Genomic DNA, 13,815 nt, shown 5'->3' on the forward strand with positions numbered 1-13,815 from the left:
TTTGTGATGCAGATTAGTACTTGTATTCATCTGGCTTGAATGGGCCATCTACTGACACACCGATGTAGCTGGCCTGCTCTGGCGTAAGCTTAGTCATCACACCATTAAAGCCTGCAACCATGGCGGCGGCGACTTCTTCGTCTAGTTTTTTGGGTAGAACTTTAACATAAACCTTGCCTTGCTTGTCAGCACTTGGCAAGTCGGCAAATTTTTCTTTGTACAGATGGATTTGGGCAAGCACTTGGTTGGCAAATGAGCCGTCCATAATCCGAGACGGGTGTCCTGTGGCGTTGCCTAGGTTGACAAGGCGACCTTCGGATAGGACGATAAGATAGTCCGACTCATCATTTGAGCGATAGACTTGATGAACTTGTGGCTTGACTTCCACCCATTTCCAGTTTTTACGCATAAAGTCGGTGTCAATTTCAGTATCAAAATGCCCGATGTTGCACACCACAGCGGTGGATTTTAGAGCCTTTAGCATCTCGGCGTTACACACGTGATAGTTGCCTGTGGTGGTAACGACAAGGTCAGTATCTTGGAGTAGTGTAGTATTAACTCCTTGATTTTGCTCACCACCTACAAATGGAGAAACAAGCTCATAGCCGTCCATACACGCTTGCATGGCACAAATAGGGTCAATCTCGCTGACACGCACAATCATGCTTTCTTGACGCAGGCTTTGGGCAGAGCCTTTGCCCACGTCGCCATAACCAATCACCAACGCACGGCGACCAGACAACAACATATCCGTACCACGCTTGATGGCGTCATTGAGTGAATGGCGACAGCCGTATTTGTTGTCGTTTTTGGATTTGGTGACAGCATCATTGACGTTAATTGCAGGGACTTTAAGCTCTCCTTTGCCAAGCATTTCAATCAAACGGTGTACGCCTGTTGTGGTTTCTTCGGAAATGCCGTGAATACTATCTAGCATTTGGGGGTATTTGTTGTGAATGAGTGCGGTCAAGTCACCACCGTCATCTAGGATAAGGTTGGCATCCCACAGTTTGCCGTCTTTGTGGATTTGTTGTTCTAGGCACCATTCGTACTCTTCTTCGGTCTCGCCTTTCCATGCAAAGACAGGAATGCCGGCGGCGGCAATGGCGGCGGCGGCGTGGTCTTGGGTGCTAAAAATGTTGCACGAAGTCCAGCGAACCTGCGCCCCTAGTGCCACAAGCGTTTCAATCAAGACGGCCGTTTGAACGGTCATGTGGATACAGCCCACAATCTTCGCCCCTGCTAGGGGCTTTTGGCTGGCGTAGCGTTTGCGAATGCCCATAAGAGCAGGCATTTCGGTTTCGGCAAGTTTAATCTCTTTGCGACCAAACTCAGCAAGGCTAATATCGGCGACTTTGTAGTCTTTAAATTCTTGGGCGGTAACTGTAGACACTGCGTCCACTCCTTAAATCTATGAAAAAATTAGAAAATAACGCAGATGTCGTTGTTTTGCTCTTATTAAATTAAAAAATTAAAGAACGCCAAGCCTGACCGTTGAACGGATGCAACATCTCTTGGGTAACTTGCTATTATAGCAAAATTTTAGAATGGGTTAAAGATAAAGCCATGTAATTATTAATGGTAAATCTAATCTGATGATGTTGGCTTGAAATAAATGATGAAAGCTTGGGTGGCTCAGTTATCCATAGAAGACAGCTTGTGTTTGATCTTAAAAGTTGTTAGCATGGCGGCTAAATTTGTCTTATTTGAGTGTGTTTGGAATGAATTTGTCTTATGTTGGTTGGTTAAGACGTTGGGTTTTGGCGGCGTTGCTGGTGCTGGTCGCGCTGTTTTGTTTGCCAAATAATGCCAGCGCCGTCAGCGCATTAACCAAAACCGAACCGCAAATGACCGCTGATTCGCCCAAAGACAGCTACGGACGAGACTCGCCTAGAAGTACCGTGCAGAATTTTGTCAAAGCCTTATCGGATAAGGACATGGCTTTGACGGAAAAATACCTAGATGATGACTTTCTAAAAAAACAAGAAGATCCAGAAACCATCATTAACAATCTAACAATCGCCTTGGATAAAGGCGGACGCTTGCAGCCTGTGCTGTCAATCAGTGATAAAAGCGAGGGTGATTTGGCGGATAAGCTGCCAAGCGACCTAGAGAAAGTCGGCACCATCGAGATCAACATCGAAAAAATCGATCTGCTGCTTATCAGAAAGACGGATGCCAATGGCGTGGTTTATTGGCAGATCTCAGAAGACACGCTGGATAAACTGCCCACCAACCTAAAAGAAAACCGCACCACCTTGGCAGAGGAATTAGGACTTGACTTTTGGGCGGATAAGCAGATCTTGGGGCATGAAGTCTCAGATCTGATATCACTTGCTATCTTAATTGCTGTTGGCTTGTCTGTGATCTGGGTTGGGCTGTGGGTCGTGTGGGGTGTCTTTGCTTTCTTGTACCCTAAGATACGCGGCAAGGCATTTGCTATACCATCGAAGGCGCTTTTGCCGTTGTCTGTGGTTATCCTAGCATCGATATTCTCTGAGATGATGGTGCAGATGGGGGTGCCTGTCACGCTTCGCACGGCAGTGACCCGGGGTGTTGAGGTAGTGGCATGGCTTGCAACCGCTTGGCTGGTGCTTCGGGTGATTGATGCTGTGTTCGTGCGTGCCGAGAACAACAGTCGTAAGCACAAACGCCTAGAACAAGTCTCCATCCTAAATCTGTTTCGTAAAGTTGCCAAAGCGTTCATGGTCATCGTTGCGGTGATTATTATCTTTGGTAATCTGGGCTTTGACTTGACGACGGGTATTGCAGCACTTGGGGTGGGTGGTCTTGCACTTGCTTTCGGTGCCCAAAAAACCATCGAGAACCTTATCGGTTCGGTGGTCGTGGTGGCTGACCGCCCGATTCGCGTAGGGGATTATTGTAGATTTGGGACGATGGAGGGTACGGTGATTGACATCGGAATACGCTCTAGTCGTATCAGAACGCTCAATAGAACGGTGGTCACTGTGCCAAATGGTGAATTTAGTGCCATGCAAATCGAGAACTATGACGCCAGGGATATGTTTTATTTTTATCATCATCTGTACCTAAAACGCTCTGCCAATCCTGACGAGATCGGTAGGCTGATCAATGACTTGCAACTGTTCTTAGAAAACCACGTCTATACTAACGACGAGTGGACACTGGTCAGGTTAAGCGAGCTGCGCCAAGATGCATTCGTTATTGAGATGCGCTGCTATCTGGATGCGGCTGATGTGACGGTGTTTTGGAAAAAACAAAGTGAGCTTTTGGTTGATGTGCTGAACGAAGTGGCTAAGTATGACGTAGATCATGCCTTACCAAGCCAAGAAATTAGCCTAAAATCCGACCGCGATAAAGACCCTACAATGCCAGAAAATGCGGTATAATAAGCGGTTTTTAATATTGATGTGAAAATTATGTTTACCGACAGCCATTGCCATTTAACCTATCTAAAATTAGACAATCATGATCACAATCCAGAAAGGCTGCTTGGTGCCATGAAGGACGCCAATGTGAGCCGAGCCATGGCGATCATGTGTCATTATGATGAGTTTGATGATATTAAAGCGTGGGTGGATAGATCAGATGATAAGCTCAACATTGGCATGAGCGTCGGACTGCACCCTTGCCAAGGTGCTGATGTATTGGCAGGTGTGACGGTGGAGAAGCTGCTGACACTTGATCATGATAAGGTCTGGGGCTTTGGCGAGACGGGTCTTGATTATTATTGGGATGCTGGCAAAAAAGATGCCCAAAAACACAGCTTCGCCACACACATCTACGCCAGCCAAAGCGTCAAAAAGCCCATCATCGTCCATACTCGCGCAGCTTCTCATGATACGCTAGACGTACTATCTGCCGAGAGATGTGAGCATGGCATCATTCACTGCTTCACTGAAGATTATGCCTTTGCCAAGCGTGCGCTTGATTTGGGTATGTATATCTCGTTCTCTGGTATTGTGAGTTTTAATAAATCTGCTGAGCTTCGTGAAGTCGCAGCAAAGCTACCATTGGATAGAATTCTAATCGAGACGGACAGCCCGTATCTGGCGCCCGTGCCAAAGCGTGGCCGTGATAATGAACCGACCTATGTGCCATATGTGGCAGAAGCCTTGGCAAAAGTCTATGGCAAAAGCTGTGAGGAAATTGGGCAAATCACCAGTCAAAATTTTGATAACCTACTAAATCAATATCGCTAAGCCCTTGAAGTAACCATTTATATTACCAAAGATTTTTTAATGATTGATTTTAAAGAAAATAAAAGAATTAGCCTTGCCCCGATGATTGACTGGACGACGTCGGATTTTAGATTTTTTGCGCGTCTGTTTAATCGCCACATATATCTGTACACCGAGATGATCAGCACGAGTGCCATTTTAAAGGGCGATACGGATTATATTTTGCGTTATGATGACAGCGAGCATCCTGTGGTGTTACAGCTTGGCGGCTCTAGCCCTAGCGAGATGGCACACTGTGTACAGATTGCCGATAAGATGGGCTATGATGAATTTAACATCAATGTTGGCTGTCCGTCCGACCGTGTTCAGTACAACAAAATCGGGGCGTGCCTTATGGCAGAACCAAAACTGGTGGCGGACATGGTGCGTGCGATGAAAGGCAGTACCGATAAGTCCGTTACCGTCAAGCACCGCATTGGCATTGATACGTTTGACAGTTATGAGTTTATGCGTGATTTTGTGGGGACTGTGGCGGAGGCTGGCTGTACGCACTTTATCGCTCATGCTCGTATCGCATGGCTTAACGGCTTATCCCCCAAAGAAAACCGAGAAATTCCGCCCCTACGCTACGATGATATTTACCGCCTAAAAACAGAATTTCCCCAGTTATGTATAGAAATCAATGGCGGTGTGGACAATCTCGATGACCTCAAAACGCACCTAAATCATGTGGACGGCGTGATGATAGGACGGGCGTTTTATCACAATCCCATGCTCATGGGGGCGTGCAATGAATTGTGGGGCGAGCCTATCCCAACGCACCGTGAAATCCTAGAAAATCTCTACCCTTATCTTGAAAAACGAGCCGAGCAAGGGGCGAATTTGGCGACCTTGACACGGCATTACCTAGGACTGTTTCAAGGCTTGATAGGAGCAAGAAAATGGCGACAAGATTTGAGCGGTAAGCGAAATCTCACCGTGGACGACATCAGAAACAGTGCGCAAACGGTACTGGCATTAAATGGTCAGTAAGTTTCTTGAGAAGAAACATTGCATCAACAAAATGGCGTTTTTTTTCACTGATGCGTCGCGTTAAGATATTATCATATTGAAAGTGTTTCTTATTCACTGCTTGCTTTCAATAGGAGAAAGTCATGAAATTATCACACGTATTCGGCGCAGCGCTACTTGGTCTGAATGCTACAGCTCACGCAGCGAATTATGAGATTGACGCAGCTCACACCAACGCATGATTTGCCATTGATCACTTTAACACCAGTACGAACGTTGGTGATTTCTTTGGTCTGACAGGCTTGATGGAATTTGACAAAGAAGCGCGCAAAGGCAAAATCGACATCACCATCCCGATTGACAGCCTATAAACTGGCTCTGAAGCGTTCACAGGTCACCTAAAATCTGCTGATCTGTTCAATGCTGAAGCACATCCGAACATGCGTTTTGAATCGACCAAATTCAACTATGTTGGCAAAGGCAAGGCGCGTAAATTATCATCTGTTGATGGCAATCTGACGCTACTTGGTCAGACTCATTCTGTGCGTCTAAAGGTCAATAAATTAAACTGCTATGACAGCCCAATGGCAAAAGCAGAGGTGTGCGGTGGCGACTTTGGCACGACCATTGACCGCACTAGATGGGGCATGGATTATCTGGTGGCGATGGGCATGGCAAAAAAGTTCGCATCGACATTCAAGTAGAAGCGGTAAAACAGTAATCTGATGCCAGTTCAATAAAAAATGGAATGAAAGTTTCGTTTTTTTGTTTTGTGTATTTTTAAATATTACACATAAAATAAATATACCGCCATTGCCAAGCCATTATTTAGAACATGTAGTAGTATCGGTGCAATCAGCGAATCGCAGCGTATCCGCGCATAACAAAAAATCATTGCCAGCCCAAAAATCACACCCATCTCAAACGCACCATACTGCACATGAACTAATGAAAATAGGGCGCTCGTGATCACGCTGGCTGTGAGCGATGCGTGGTGATTGTTAGGATGAATTGCGTCTTTGATCAGCCCGAACATTACCCCTCGGAAAATCAACTCCTCATAGATGGGTGCGATCACGACGGTCGCTAGGACAAGTAACGGCAGATTCGCTGTGCTTATCATACCATCCATGAAAGTCATCGGCGCACGACCTAGTGTATGCGTGATGAATTCACTAACCACCAAAAATAGCGCAAGCCACCAGGTGCATACCGCCAAATGCCGCCAATAAAAAGGGCGGATACCCAGCCATTTCGCCGGTCTGTCACAAGCATGATATGTTGCCATGATGAGACCAACCACACTTAAAGTCAAAGCGCTTGCTATGACGCTAAGACTAACTACCACGCCGTGACGACTGCCAGCTATAAGACTAAGATCTAACATCCGTCCAAATACCCAAACATAAGCTGTCTGACTTATAAACATGAGTAGAATAAGCAGTAAGCATAACCACGTTGCGCGTATTTTTAGTTGGGTAAGGGAGTGTGAGGGCATGATTAATGGCTAATTATTAAGGTTTAAAATTAAAGAGTACCATATTGCTAAGGTTTTTGCTTGATTGATGAATGGCTAAGATTGGGTGTGGCTATTTTTGACCAATCATTCACGAATGGTTAGCAAATACTTAAATTTTTAAAGGAATTGCTGTGATATAATTCGCTGATATATTTATTGGTACGATTGAATATTTTGGAGGATAATATGAGTTATTTTGGTACAGATGGCATTCGTGGGGAATTTGGTGTATTTCCGATCACGCCTGATTTTTTGTTGCGCTTAGGGTTTGGTGCGGGACGAGTGCTAATGGAACGCGCCGGCAATTCAAAAAAACGCCCAAGCGTACTGATTGGTAAAGACACGCGCCTATCTGGCTATGTTATTGAGGCGGCGCTGCAGGCGGGATTTAACGCGGCAGGTGTGGATGTGTATATGCTGGGTCCATTGCCGACACCTGCGATTGCGCATTTGGTGAATAGCTTCCACGCAGACATGGGTGTGGTCATCTCGGCATCGCATAATCCATACCAAGATAATGGCGTAAAATTCTTCTCTTGTGAAGGTAAGAAAATCTCTGATGAAATTCAAAACGCCATTAACCTAGAGTTGGATGCGTTAGTGGGCGATACTGATGCGCGCCTGTCTAGACTTGTAGGTATTAAGGCGGATGGCATCGGTAAGAGCTTTCGAGTTGAGGATGCTAAGGGGCGTTATATCGAGTACTGCAAAGGCAGCTTCCCGTATCATTTGAGCCTAAATTCACTAAAAATCGTGGTGGACTGTGCCAATGGCGCAGGCTATAGCGTAGCGCCTCGCGTGCTTCGTGAGCTTGGTGCAGATGTCATCGCGATTCATAATACGCCTGATGGAGTGAATATCAATGACAACTGTGGATCGACTCACCCAAAGACTCTACAAAAGGCTGTACTAGAACATGGCGCTGATGTTGGCATCGCACTAGATGGTGATGGCGATCGCATCATCATGGTAGATGAGGAGGGCTCGATTGTTGATGGTGATGCTGTGCTATATATTCTAGCAAATCATCTACAACCTGCCGGCGTGGTGGGTACGCTCATGAGTAACGTGGCGTTGGAGCTGAGTTTGGCGGAGCGCGGCATTGGGTTCCACCGTGCCAAGGTTGGGGATCGTTATGTAATGCAAGACCTTGAGACCAAAGGCTGGAGTATCGGCGGTGAGCCGTCAGGTCACATCCTATGCCTAGATAAGAGCCGTACAGGCGATGCCATCGTTGCAGGATTGCAGGTGCTCATGTGCATGGTTGAGCGCGATGTGAAATTAAGTACGTTGACTGACGGTTATACACCATTCCCGCAGACGCTCATTAATGTGCGACTGTCGCAGATGTCAGACCCTCATGATCATCCTGATCTTGTTGCGGCATTTGATGACGCTGAGCAAAAGCTATCTGGCAAAGGACGCCTACTGATCCGTAAATCAGGCACAGAGCCTGTCATCCGTGTCATGGTGGAATGTCAAGATGAAGCATTGTGTCAGTCATTGGCGCAGGATATTGCGAATAGAGTGCAGCAGGTTTTGAGATAATTAGTAATACAGATAAGGGGAATGGCCGCTTTATGCTAAATAAAGCGGTTTTTATGTTATTGAAGTAGGGACTATTTAAAATGATGGTATTTCCAAAAACCTAGTTATTAGATGTGTGTACTTTTTAATCTTGAACATACAATCCAACCGCAACAAATAAAAAAGTAACCATGAACACCTACAAACATCTTAGCGTAAATGAACGAGAAAAGATAATATTAATGCTTGCACAAGGCATAAAACCCAGTAAAATCGCAAGCATGTTAGGACGTTCTTGTTCAACAATTTCAAGAGAAATATCAAGAAATTGTAAGTTAAACCAAGCATGCAAACCTAAGTTTAAATTAGATGACAAAGAGTTATGTCAGTTGGTGCATGATAAGTTTATGAGTCACAGGTGGTCTCCAGAGCAAATCAGCAAACGTCTTAGGCTTGAGAATACAAAACACCAAATAAGTGCCAATACAATTTATCGAGCCATTTATCATGGATGGTTTGATGAAGGTGGCAGATTGGCACGTCGTAAGCTACGCCATAAAGGTAAGACAAGCCATGCTAAGACTCATGATGAAAAGCGTGATAAAATTAAGATCAGTCATGAATTATCAGAACGTCCAAAGATGGCTGATTTATACTGTCTTAGGTATCTCTGGTGGTCATTGTCTACTCACCTTAGTAGATAGAAAAAGCCGTTATCTGTGGTGCAGAAGATTGCCTGCCAAGAGGGCAGAACATGTACAAACTGCAATGATTGATTTATTAAAGGATATAAAAGTCCATACAATTACCCCTGATAGAGGCAAAGAGTTTGCTTATCATGAAAAAATCAGTCAGCAGTTAAATGTAGAGTTTTACTCCCCCCACCAAGACACCCTTGGGACAGGGGAAGTAATGAAAATACCAATGGACTGCTTAGAGAATATTTCCCTAAGCAGCAAGATTTAAGCAAGTGGCATGAAAGCGATATTATCAGTAAAGTAAATGAACTCAATCATAGACCCAAAAAGTGTCTAGACTGGAAAATACCTTATGAGGTTTATTTTGATGAAGTGTTGCAGTTGGTTTGATAGTTCAAGACAAAAAAATCTCAACAGCGATGTACTGGAAGGGCGAGCCTGGCTGTTTTGAACTACAAGATCAAGCGGTAACTGCTGCACCTGTTGTTATTCCTGTGGCTGCACCAGTATAAATCGTCAACGAACGCATTAACCTAGAAGCGGATGCATTGTTTAAATTTGACAAATGGAAGCTTGAAGACATGTTGCCAGCAGGTCGTGCTAAGCTTGATGAGCTTGCTGTTAAGCTGCTTGAGTGGGAAGCGCGTGGCGACAGTCGCGTGGTGATCACAGGTCATACCGACCGCTATGGCGATGACATGTATAACATGAATCTGTCTATGCTGCGTGCGCAGACTGTTCGTCAATACTTAATCTCAAAAGGTATCGCCGCGCGTAAATTAACTGCAACGGGCGCCAGTAAAACACAGCCACTACCTAACGTCGCGTGCGACATTAACGCACCAAAGGCAATTTAGGTTCAGTGTCTGCAGCCTAACCGCCGTGTTGAAGTGGATGTTGCTGTTTTTGCAGACGTAGCACCACAGCAGTAATTCGATTGCTAAGCTAAAAAGACGGGTCAGTGACTCGTCTTTTTTTTGTGTTTGGCGTAACAATTTCCCAAAATTGATGAATAGATAGCTAACTTTTAGCCGACCAGTAACAATTCACCCCGCTCGTTTGCAATTCTCCAGTAGATTGCAATATAAAAAAGTGGCAAAATTCACATCAACAACAGCAAGCACACTGGGCACTTGTGTCATGTGAATTGCATTTACAAATGATTTTGCGCATAATGTGCAAGTTTTAAAGAACCAAAATGGAGAACATCATGTCAAATTTAGATACACTAAAGGCATTGAGCTTAAAAGCTTGTCTGGGTCTTACGGTTGCTGCTGGCGTTAGTGCAATGACGCTACCTACCATAGCCCAAGCAGCGCCTGCCAGTCAGCAGGATGCAGTAAAAAATTTAAACCGCCTGCTGTCAAACACCCAATCAATGACGGCTAATTTTAGCCAAACCACCAAAGCTGGCAAAAAGACCAATAAATTTAGCGGAACGATGGCAGTACAGCGCCAAAATCAATTCCGCTGGGAAACTAAGTCTCCTGCTGAGCAGCTCATCGTCGCTAATGGCTCAACCATGTGGGTATATGACAAAGACCTAAGCCAAGCCATCAAGCAATCTACCAGTAACCAAGTAGGTGACACGCCTGCGCTATTACTGTCAGGCGATCCTGTGAAGATTGCGAATAACTTTAATGTCAGTCAGCCGAACAGCACCAAGAATTATTTTAAGCTGACCCCCAAGGGCGGTAACGCAGGCTTTAATGAACTGTACATTAGCTTTAATGGGGGCAAGCCTGTACTGATGGTGCTAAATGACGCCATGGGACAGCGAACTGACATCCGATTCAGCAATATCAGCTTGAACAAAAAAATTAACGCAAGTCAGTTTAGCTTTACACCACCAAGAGGCGTTGAGGTGATTAATCAATAATAATCAGTAGGAAATATTGACAGTTTGCTATGATTGCTTTGTTAGGTTTAGCCGATCGAGATATTCTAGGCAGACTGAAATAACTTTTTACAAAATCCTAAGCGTGCGATGCTTGGGATTTTTCATTGTTTGAGACTTTTATAAGCCAAACTGATAAAAAAATAAGCATCTTTCATGAGTATTTTTTTTAAATGTGCTATAATGCATCCCACATTTTGGGTGCGTCAAAAGGTTTGACCATCCTTGAATTGGTTATTCAAAAAATCACGCAGGGGTGATTATGCCAGCCGAATGGTCAGCCATTGTCTATCTATTAGCCGCATTAGGGCTAGTTGTCTTTATGCTTGTCGTGCCGCGCTTGCTTGGCGGTCGCTCATCAGGTTCCCAAAAACAAGAAAATTTTGAAGCAGGGGTGGTCTCAGCAGGGTCGGCCCGTATTCGTTTGTCTGCCAAATTCTACCTTGTGGCGATTTTCTTTGTAATTTTTGACTTAGAAGCCTTGTATCTGTACGCCTATTCGGTGAGCGTGCGCGAAGTGGGTTGGCTCGGATTTGCTACCGCCTTTGTCTTTATCGCCATTTTATTTGTCGGTCTTGTCTATGAGATGCGACTTGGGGCGATGAACTGGGCGCCTGCCGATAAACGTGTTAAGAAACAACGCATTCATGAGCGTCCTGCCGACTTTGACTTGGCGAGCATTACCGTCTTTAATGGTATTGATGAGCTACACTCAGACCCTACGGGCAAAGTACCTGCCCAGTCATCAGGACGTATTTTCTCAGGACGTAAAGAACTACAAGCCGTACTTGATAAGGATAGCGAGCAAATGGCAAACATCGATCACATCAACACCACGGGACGTGTCACCACTCAAGACTTCAATCAAGACAATGCCAAAGATTCAAGGTGATTCAATACAAAATCGTTGCCATGATGGCGGCGTTTTTGTGTTTCTGCTTGTCTAGAATGACCAGATTCTTTGTTCTAACTCATTTATAAATTAGCCAAATTTACTTAAAAGTGTAGCCATTATGAAATATACACTCACTAAGGCAAACGAAAGCCAAAGCCAATACCCGCATCAAACCCGTGAGGTTGTTGACGACATCACCCAAGCTGAGATTGACAAAAATGTCTTTATGGGTAAATTGTCGGATTTGACGCACAACCTTGCCAACTGGGGGCGAAAAAATTCGCTGTGGCCGTTTAACTTCGGCACAAGCTGTTGCTATGTGGAATATGCCACGACCTTGACAGGCGTGCACGATTTATCACGCTTTGGGGCGGAGGTTATCCGAGCTTCCCCCCGTCAAGCGGACGTGATGATTGTGGCGGGGACATGTTTTGTCAAAATGGCACCTGTGATACTGCGATTGTACGAGCAAATGCTAGAACCCAAATGGGTCATCTCTATGGGGGCGTGTGCCAACTCGGGCGGTATGTATGACATTTATTCGGTGGTGCAGGGTGTGGATAAAATCCTGCCTGTGGACGTTTATATCCCTGGCTGTCCGCCACGCCCTGAGGCACTCATTCAGGCGTTAATGCTTCTACAAAACTCAATCCAAGAAGAGCGCCGTCCACTTGGTATTCATCTTGACCAAAATATCTATCAGCCGATTATGACCCCAGAACGGGATAGAAAAAATAGCGAGCGGATTGCGGTTAAAAATTTAAGAAGTCCTGATAATGTGGAGTGAATTTTGTTTTGTGAGTAAAATTCATTAACTAGGAATTGACAAGGTGTCATGTAATGCAACATAAGAAGTTTGATAGAGAAATTTTGAAACAGATTAAATCTCTTTATGTGCATGATAATTGGCGCGCCCCCATTGCTTATGCTAAAAGTAATATAGAAATTTCAAGAAATCGTTTTAGTCATTTTATGGAGCATTTTTTTACTGGAATGCACGGAGAAAATTACCACCTTATTCATCATTTATTTCCTGCTACTCCATTTTGGAGCTTAAAAAAAGCTCATCATATTTTAATGCAAGATGATGAGTATTGTTCCATAAATGAAAGATTTGGGGGGAATTTTTATTTCTAACGATAAAAATCCTTCTATGTGGCAACAGTTATGGAGAAGGGGGTATGTCTAAGGTAATGTTGGGAGTTTTGTTGGCGTTATCGGCTGCTGCTCTTAATGCGTCCATTGGGGTATTTAGTAAAGTTTTGCTACAAAATGGATTGAGTCCACAAGATATTGCTTTTTTTAAGACGGTTTGTGCTTTTGTGATATTGAGTTTAATTTTGATTAACAAGCCATTATCAGTACAAAAAAAAGAAATTGTTAATAGTGAAATAACATCAGATTTAAATTGGTTAAATCTACTGACTAAAATAGCCATCTGTGCATTTTTGGGTATTTTTGTATTATTTTTCTTTGAAACAACCGCTTATCAATATGGCTTTGCATCAAATGTTGTGGTTGTTTTAATGGCTTGCGCCTCTGTTTCGGCATTGCTATTTGGGAAGATTTTATTAAACGAGAAATTAACAATTTCCGCTATTTTAGGGACGTTATTGGCGATTATTGGAATATTTGCAATATCGTGGTCTGGTGGTAGTAATTTAAATATGCTATTAAATGCAATTATCGCAGGTAGTGGCTATGGTGTTTTTTCGGTTTTGGTAAAAAAATTCTCTTTAAATGGTGGAATTTATTTAACGAGATTATTTATGATGTTTGGTAGTATGTATTTATTTTTTCCTTATTTAAATAACATACACCACATTGATTGGAATGCTTTGATTGTAATGAATGTATTGGCATTAGCAGTATTGCCCACCATACTGGGATTTTATTGCACAACTAAGGCTTTAAATTATTTGACAGCAGCAAAAGTGCAGGTTACAGAATTATCCGAACCTATTTTTGCAGTTGTTATGGCTTGGGTGTTTTTAAGTGAATTGCCAACCTATCAATTTTTTGTTGGAGCGATTTTTATTATAATGGGCATTGTTCTAATCAACCAAATGCACCAAAGTTTATTGGCAAAAATAACTAAATAGATT

The 13,815-nt window shown here is 43.9% G+C and carries 14 protein-coding genes and 1 pseudogene; 13 read left to right on the plus strand and 2 right to left on the minus strand.

The features are described from left to right. Positions 1-13: 13 nt before the first annotated feature. Entirely contained in the window at positions 14-1,393 is a 1,380-nt protein-coding gene (ahcY, locus tag MBO_RS07010) for an adenosylhomocysteinase (protein ID WP_036366105.1), read from the minus strand. Between the two features lie 304 nt (positions 1,394-1,697). Between ahcY and MBO_RS07015 the strand changes: the two genes are divergently transcribed. From MBO_RS07015 to MBO_RS10205, 4 genes are all read left to right on the plus strand, one after another. Beyond that, positions 1,698-3,371: a mechanosensitive ion channel family protein gene (locus MBO_RS07015; protein WP_227712692.1), complete on the plus strand. Its 1,674-nt coding sequence runs from the start codon at positions 1,698-1,700 to the stop codon at positions 3,369-3,371. Positions 3,372-3,401: 30 nt separating this feature from the next. Beyond that, positions 3,402-4,184, plus strand: a complete 783-nt coding sequence (locus tag MBO_RS07020; RefSeq protein ID WP_036366109.1) for a TatD family hydrolase — start codon at positions 3,402-3,404, stop codon at positions 4,182-4,184. 39 nt (positions 4,185-4,223) lie between these two features. Next, entirely contained in the window at positions 4,224-5,195 is a 972-nt protein-coding gene (gene dusA, locus MBO_RS07025) for a tRNA dihydrouridine(20/20a) synthase DusA (protein ID WP_036366111.1), read from the plus strand. Positions 5,196-5,587: 392 nt separating this feature from the next. Further along, positions 5,588-5,878 (plus strand): YceI family protein, encoded by a 291-nt coding sequence (locus MBO_RS10205; protein WP_226997841.1) that lies wholly within the window; start codon positions 5,588-5,590, stop codon positions 5,876-5,878. Positions 5,879-5,961: 83 nt separating this feature from the next. On the opposite strand, the gene MBO_RS07035 is transcribed toward MBO_RS10205, so the two are convergent. After that, positions 5,962-6,672 (minus strand): CPBP family intramembrane glutamic endopeptidase, encoded by a 711-nt coding sequence (locus MBO_RS07035; protein WP_080702222.1) that lies wholly within the window; start codon positions 6,670-6,672, stop codon positions 5,962-5,964. A 207-nt stretch (positions 6,673-6,879) separates the two neighbouring features. Here MBO_RS07035 and glmM point away from each other — a divergent pair, with 207 nt between their 5' ends. The 9 genes and pseudogenes from glmM (at position 6,880) to MBO_RS07075 (ending at position 13,812) form a co-directional block, all read left to right on the plus strand. After that, entirely contained in the window at positions 6,880-8,241 is a 1,362-nt protein-coding gene (gene glmM / locus MBO_RS07040) for a phosphoglucosamine mutase (RefSeq protein WP_036366113.1), read from the plus strand. A 170-nt stretch (positions 8,242-8,411) separates the two neighbouring features. Next, positions 8,412-9,308: pseudogene (locus tag MBO_RS10290) on the plus strand (IS30 family transposase). Further along, positions 9,305-9,430: a hypothetical protein gene (locus MBO_RS10220; RefSeq protein ID WP_265013591.1), complete on the plus strand. Its 126-nt coding sequence runs from the start codon at positions 9,305-9,307 to the stop codon at positions 9,428-9,430. Before MBO_RS10290 ends, MBO_RS10220 begins: the two are co-directional and overlap by 4 nt. 36 nt (positions 9,431-9,466) lie before the next feature. Further along, on the plus strand, positions 9,467-9,775 hold the full coding sequence (locus tag MBO_RS07050) for an OmpA family protein (protein ID WP_052585361.1): 309 nt from the start codon (positions 9,467-9,469) through the stop codon (positions 9,773-9,775). A 431-nt stretch (positions 9,776-10,206) separates the two neighbouring features. Continuing rightward, positions 10,207-10,797, plus strand: a complete 591-nt coding sequence (lolA, locus tag MBO_RS07055) for an outer membrane lipoprotein chaperone LolA (protein ID WP_227712702.1) — start codon at positions 10,207-10,209, stop codon at positions 10,795-10,797. Positions 10,798-11,077: 280 nt separating this feature from the next. After that, positions 11,078-11,707, plus strand: a complete 630-nt coding sequence (gene ndhC, locus MBO_RS07060; protein WP_036366119.1) for an NADH-quinone oxidoreductase subunit A — start codon at positions 11,078-11,080, stop codon at positions 11,705-11,707. A 121-nt stretch (positions 11,708-11,828) separates the two neighbouring features. Then, positions 11,829-12,497, plus strand: coding sequence for an NADH-quinone oxidoreductase subunit B (locus tag MBO_RS07065; RefSeq protein WP_036366122.1), 669 nt, complete (start codon positions 11,829-11,831; stop codon positions 12,495-12,497). 53 nt (positions 12,498-12,550) lie between these two features. Next, positions 12,551-12,847: a fatty acid desaturase gene (locus tag MBO_RS07070; protein WP_036366124.1), complete on the plus strand. Its 297-nt coding sequence runs from the start codon at positions 12,551-12,553 to the stop codon at positions 12,845-12,847. A 44-nt stretch (positions 12,848-12,891) separates the two neighbouring features. Continuing rightward, a complete protein-coding gene (locus tag MBO_RS07075) occupies positions 12,892-13,812 on the plus strand; it encodes a DMT family transporter (protein ID WP_036366127.1) in 921 nt (306 codons plus the stop codon). Positions 13,813-13,815: the final 3 nt, after the last annotated feature.

The organism is Moraxella bovoculi 237 (genome assembly GCF_000696305.2).
GTDB classification, from domain to species: Bacteria; Pseudomonadota; Gammaproteobacteria; order Pseudomonadales; family Moraxellaceae; genus Moraxella; species Moraxella bovoculi.

What these genes read in the sequence shown, in the direction of transcription:
- MBO_RS07075 (WP_036366127.1), top strand. Translation starts at nt 12,892, where the DNA reads ATGTCTAAGGTAATGTTGGGAGTTTTGTTGGCGTTATCGGCTGCTGCT.
- lolA (WP_227712702.1), top strand. Translation starts at nt 10,207, where the DNA reads ATGACGCTACCTACCATAGCCCAAGCAGCGCCTGCCAGTCAGCAGGAT.
- glmM (WP_036366113.1), top strand. Translation starts at nt 6,880, where the DNA reads ATGAGTTATTTTGGTACAGATGGCATTCGTGGGGAATTTGGTGTATTT.
- ndhC (WP_036366119.1), top strand. Translation starts at nt 11,078, where the DNA reads ATGCCAGCCGAATGGTCAGCCATTGTCTATCTATTAGCCGCATTAGGG.
- dusA (WP_036366111.1), top strand. Translation starts at nt 4,224, where the DNA reads ATGATTGATTTTAAAGAAAATAAAAGAATTAGCCTTGCCCCGATGATT.
- MBO_RS07070 (WP_036366124.1), top strand. Translation starts at nt 12,551, where the DNA reads ATGCAACATAAGAAGTTTGATAGAGAAATTTTGAAACAGATTAAATCT.
- MBO_RS07035 (WP_080702222.1), bottom strand. Translation starts at nt 6,672, where the DNA reads ATGCCCTCACACTCCCTTACCCAACTAAAAATACGCGCAACGTGGTTA.
- MBO_RS07065 (WP_036366122.1), top strand. Translation starts at nt 11,829, where the DNA reads ATGAAATATACACTCACTAAGGCAAACGAAAGCCAAAGCCAATACCCG.
- MBO_RS07020 (WP_036366109.1), top strand. Translation starts at nt 3,402, where the DNA reads ATGTTTACCGACAGCCATTGCCATTTAACCTATCTAAAATTAGACAAT.